This is a genomic window from Treponema sp. J25, from assembly GCF_004343725.1.
Taxonomy (GTDB): Bacteria; Spirochaetota; Spirochaetia; order Treponematales; family Breznakiellaceae; genus J25.
Genome location: NZ_PTQW01000026.1, coordinates 1 through 5,041, shown reverse-complemented (window position 1 = coordinate 5,041; position 5,041 = coordinate 1). Strand labels below are relative to the sequence as shown.

The 5,041-nt window shown below is 49.2% G+C and carries 6 protein-coding genes; 4 read left to right on the top strand and 2 right to left on the bottom strand.

Annotated features, from left to right (window positions below; translation table 11 throughout):
• Positions 1–86 precede the first annotated feature (86 nt).
• On the bottom strand, positions 87–1,529 hold the full coding sequence (locus C5O22_RS08735) for an alpha/beta hydrolase (protein WP_132780986.1): 1,443 nt from the start codon (positions 1,527–1,529) through the stop codon (positions 87–89).
• Between the two features lie 212 nt (positions 1,530–1,741).
• Positions 1,742–2,386 carry a uracil-DNA glycosylase family protein gene (locus tag C5O22_RS08730; protein WP_132780984.1) on the bottom strand — a complete coding sequence of 215 codons (645 nt, stop codon included), beginning with the start codon at positions 2,384–2,386 and terminating at the stop codon, positions 1,742–1,744.
• Here C5O22_RS08730 and C5O22_RS08725 point away from each other — a divergent pair.
• The 4 genes from C5O22_RS08725 to C5O22_RS08710 all read left to right on the top strand — a co-directional run bounded on the left by C5O22_RS08725 (position 2,369) and on the right by C5O22_RS08710 (position 5,030).
• Complete coding sequence (locus C5O22_RS08725; RefSeq protein WP_132780983.1) at positions 2,369–2,584, top strand: hypothetical protein; 216 nt, start codon at positions 2,369–2,371, stop codon at positions 2,582–2,584. The genes C5O22_RS08730 and C5O22_RS08725 overlap by 18 nt on opposite strands.
• Entirely contained in the window at positions 2,575–3,546 is a 972-nt protein-coding gene (locus tag C5O22_RS08720; RefSeq protein ID WP_132780982.1) for a pectinesterase family protein, read from the top strand. The genes C5O22_RS08725 and C5O22_RS08720 overlap by 10 nt, the downstream gene beginning before the upstream one ends.
• 144 nt (positions 3,547–3,690) lie before the next feature.
• Entirely contained in the window at positions 3,691–4,383 is a 693-nt protein-coding gene (locus C5O22_RS08715; protein WP_132780980.1) for a hypothetical protein, read from the top strand.
• Entirely contained in the window at positions 4,371–5,030 is a 660-nt protein-coding gene (locus C5O22_RS08710) for a hypothetical protein (protein ID WP_132780979.1), read from the top strand. Before C5O22_RS08715 ends, C5O22_RS08710 begins: the two co-directional genes overlap by 13 nt.
• The last annotated feature ends 11 nt before the right edge of the window (positions 5,031–5,041 follow it).

The following is a 5,041-nucleotide window of genomic DNA, read 5'->3' as shown; positions in this document are numbered from 1 at the left end:
GGGGTCATGGCAGCGGGTACATTATCTTTTCGCTAATACGGGAAACGAGCCTGGTTTGCGCCAGGCTCGTTCTGCCCATGATGCATCTATTTCTTGAAAATCAGCGGTATGAAGTTCTTAAATCCTTGGTACCAAACAGGGAAGTCATGGGTGCCGCCTTCAAAGCGCTCGTATGAAAAGTTTGTACCGAGCTTGACCTTGTCAAATCCCTCGCTCAGGTCTTTTACGCTCTTTTCGTACGCATCCCACTTGATAAGGAAGTCCTGGTCGCCGCATATGGCATAGAGATAGTTGATGTTGTATGATTCAAAGCCCCTTGCCTTGATTTTATTGTTTAGCTCGGCGGCAGGCGGCATGGGGAAGGAGAAAACTCCAAACCAGCTGATCAAGTCCAATGTCTCCCCAATGCCGATGTTTACTGTCTGCATTCCGCCCATCGAGAGTCCGGCAAGAGCTACGTTATCCCGGCCTTCCGCGATATTATAGTTTGCGCGCATGAACGGAATGAGGTCGTTCCTGAGCTCGCCGCCGAAGGCGTTGAACCCTGCGATGTCCGTTCCTGTACCACTTGCGTAGTTCTTGCTCGCCACACCGTTAACGACGACGAGCACAAACTTCTTGACCTCGCCGGAGTGTATGCCCCGGTCCAGGTATCCCTTGATTTTGCCACCGGTCCCTTTGTCTCTGAGGCCCCAGGTATCCTGATTCTGCTGGTACCCGTGCAAGAGGATAAGCAGCGGATACTTTGTGCCCTTGTCAGCCGCGTTATACCCTGCGGGCAGGTATACCCAGGCCGGTTTCTGGTAAATTGTGGTATCGCCACTCACGTAGTCATGCGATGGATAGGTAATACGGACCACTTTTCCCCGGTCGGCTTCCGTAAGACCGTCAGAGGTGGGCGCATCGGGCGGAGTCCCCGGCTTCTTATTGAAGACCACGCTCTTGATGGTAACCTTGAGTTCGTCCTTCTCGTTGTTGCCGCGCTGGTACGCGTTGAATTTTAACGTGAAGCCGATGACATCGTCGTTGTCACAGCTGTTAATGTATTTCTTTACCCAGGCATCATTGATCTTTACGTTCTTCACGATTGTGCCGGACATCCCTTCGCCTTCGTAATCAAAGTACTCGACATCTTCGAAGCCGCTCCAGAAGCCTGTGGCCTCCGGCGTATACAACCTGAAACCGAAACTGGGCTTTTTTGCGCCCGGGGCCCACTTGCCTTCTACAGGAGCGCATTCCACCGTGATATCCACGGAATCATAGTTTGAGATATTGATGACGGATCTATCCGGCTTGATATAGAACACCACACCGCCGCCGGATGCGACCGCGGTTGCAACGTAGCTTACCGAGCCATCTGTATTGAACGTGATGTCTTTTGCCTGGGAGCCGTCGAAAACGGAAGCGGCGTTGAAAACAACTTTGAGCGCATTGCTTGCCGTAGCTTCATTCTTCTTTGGGGTGGATACTGAAGAGCATCCTGCAAAGCAAACACAGGAACACAACAAAAGAATTTTAACCTTTGTCATCTTAACTCCTTTTTTGAGTGCTATAGAGCGTAACGCCCTACCCTTTTAATCGGGAACCATGAGAATTGTAACACTTTTTTAGATATACAACAAGAATAATATTACAAAAAATTCACCGACATTTTTCAGCTATGAGGGGGCGCATGTGATCTACCTATTGGTGAACGGGGGTCTCAAAATGGGCGTAGAAGACGGGGACCGGTGTACACCTTTTAGGTCTTGATGTAGTGACTAAGCCGTTCGCGGTATTCCCCGATAAGCTGGGTAAGACTTTTTCTGTTCCGAGGACTGGGGGAAGGGAGTGTCACAAGGGTCATCGTTTTTTCTAGTCCGGTTCTGTGGTAGCACCGTTGTTGCCGATTCTGGGCCTGAGGGAGGGGGAAATACCCTTCTGCAAGAAGCGCCTTATGGATTATCCGGGCCGCATACAGACTGGTAGCGGCCAACGCTATGGTTTCAGGATGCTGAAAAATAGCCGGCAGGTAGGGGCTGATCCGGGGATTACAGAGATCCCCATCGCTACTTCCACCTTCGCTTTGCACTTCTTCATACACATCGCTAATCCCGAGGCGTAACGCCGCAAGCAAGGCCCGCCGCTCTTCTATGGCCTTACGGTTTTGCCAACCCCTGCTTAAGGAAAAAGCGTGATCTCCTGTCTGTTCTTTATACAACTGGACCAGGATAGCCCAGAATCGATTCTGGACGGAACCGTAAAAATAATCCACGTCCCGATCCCGCTGGAGCGTTCCTGCCGCTTCTCGAATGAGAATCGAAGGAAAGGTGCCGATGATCCAGCAGGGCCGTCCCAGTCCTTCCTGGTAAGCCCCTTGCAGATACCGATGAAAAAGGGTAAACATGAAAAACTCCACCATAGCATGGCCTTTTTTGTGGGGGAGTGTCCAGAGGGACTGTGGTTACTGGAAAGCGGCGGAATTTTTCTCAGAAACTCCAGAGTCCTGAATGGTTCGCTTGCTATCCCATGGACGGTGGTGATGATGCACCTTAGTTTGTCCGGTTACATCTGGCTGGAAGAGGAGGAGGAAGTATGCACCTAGAGGTTGATGCATCGGGAAGAGCTGGTTTTCCTTCGATACAAGCCGCGGTAGACGCGATTCCTGTGGGAACGAACGAACCCGTGTATATCTCCATAAAAAAAGGGGTGTACCGGGAAAAAATTGTCATTGATAAACCTCAGGTTCATTTGATTGGTGAAGACCCCCATACCACGATAGTTCGTTGGGATGATTATGCCAAAAAAACGTTTCCCGATGGAAGGCCCTATCAGACCTTCAATAGTTATACGATTTTTTTCGGGGGAGACTATTGTTCTGCCCGTCATATCACCTTTGAAAACACCGCCGGTCCCGGGGACCAGGTGGGACAGGCTATTGCCGCCTATGTGGATGGAGACGGATGTTATTTTGAGGATTGTCAGTTTATTGGCTGGCAGGATACGCTTTTTACGGGGCCTTTGCCACTAGCTCCCCTGATTCCGGGAAGCTTTACCGGCCCCCGGGAACATGGGCCGCGGCGGGATACCTCTCAGTATTATAGACAATGTACTATCATGGGGGATATCGATTTTATTTTTGGGTCCGCCCTGGCGGTGTTTGATTCCTGCCGCATTATTTCCCGGTGTCGAAAGGAAACGGTGGGATACATTACCGCTCCCTCAACACCCCAGGGCCGAAGGGCCGGGTACATTTTTCTTCGATGTTCCCTTGAAGGAACGGAGAACTTCCCTTCTACCTACTTAGGGAGACCCTGGCGAAACCATGCCCGTTGTGTGTTCCTGGAATGTTCCATGGGGGCCCATATCATGCCCGAGGGGTGGCACAATTGGGATAAAAAGGAAGCTGAAAGGACGGTCGTTTTTGGGGAATATAAAAGTGAAGGCCCCGGTGCCCAGCCGTACCAGCGAGTTCCCTGGTCTTTACAACTGAACTCGTCGGAGGCCTCCTCCTATTACACCATTGCAACGACGGTGCGAACAAAGTGTGCAGGCCCCATCTCCTAAAATAGAGAGGTTTGAAGGTCTGTGTTTTCTAGGGGGAAATATGCGGTGGGGAAGAGCAATCAACCCTGAAGTGGGCGGTAAGAATGCTCTGAAGAGAGGACGAGACAGAAACAAATATATCTACGGCGGGACGGAGACAGCTGGATGAACGATAGGGCGTTTGGACAACTGTTCAATGGGACCATGAAGATACCGGTACGGAAAGAATTGATGGAACTCCGGTATGGGGTTAAAGCGATATGGGAAAGCCTGGACCAAAAGTTTAAAAATCAGGTTGATGGCGGACTCTCAACGTTTGAGAAGGTCTTTGCTGACTATATGGAGTATGACGAGGTGGTGAAGGCAGGCAATCCCGCAAAGTGGCTACATCTTAGCGACCAGGTGGCGGCCCTGAGCACGACCAATGCGAACTGGCGGGTTGACACTGCGGACCGATACAAGGCCCTGTCTGAGATAAGCCCGTTACTGAACGGCGGTAAGAGCCTCAACGAGGAGCAGTACCAGGTTCTGGAACGGTATGACTATGCGGAGAAGGACAAGGACGGCAACTACACGCTAAAACCCGGCGCCGCCGCATCGGTGACGAGCTACCTGAAGGACAACCAGGCGCTGTATGAGTTGATTAAGTATGAAAGAGATGCCCAGAACAGGATTCAAGGCACCGCAGCGTGGGATGCATTAACAGAGCGATTTTATTATAAAAATGGTTTTGTCAATTTGAGCCGAGAGTTTGTACGCTTTATGACCCAGGTTTTGGGTATGGAATGGGGCGGTACGTACGGTCGGGCTGTCGATGCGATGCATTTTAGTTATAAACTTGAAAAATGGAGGTGGTAGTGATGAAAAAGATTGTAGGAATAGTGGTACTAACACTCGTTATTTTATCAGGCTGCGGAAAGGAAAAGACGCCTGTGATTACTAGCGAAGAACAACCCCAGATAGAAAATGAGAATGTAAAGCCTCCAGAGAAAAAGAAGGTATTGCCGGTTTCAAACATCGCGGAACTGGGAGAACGGCAGGAAGCAAAACTCATACCATATTTAAATAAAGTATATTATGCGGGAGGCTATAATAATTCTGATACTAGCGAACGTAATTTTAATGACATCTGGGTTACAGAAGATTTTATTAATTGGTTTAAGTTGACAGACGAAGCATCAATACCATACGGATATTACAAAAGAAGTGCGATAGTAGATGAAAAAATAATAATATTTCACAGTGGAAATTGGAAAGAAGGAGATTCGTTTGTGAGTATAACAAAAGATGGTATGCTTATTAAGGAGTATTACCCTGCATTTAAAGATATAATAAAGGCGGATATAGACCAGTATTACTTCGATAACTTCGATCATCGCCTCTACTACAACCCCTATCTGCGCTGGATAGATAATGAATTGTATCTGCTGGATTGTTACTATGGGCTGTTCAAGGCAGTCGACGGGAAGTTTGAAAATATTTACCGTTCCCGAGATGTGAACTGAGCCCAACTGTC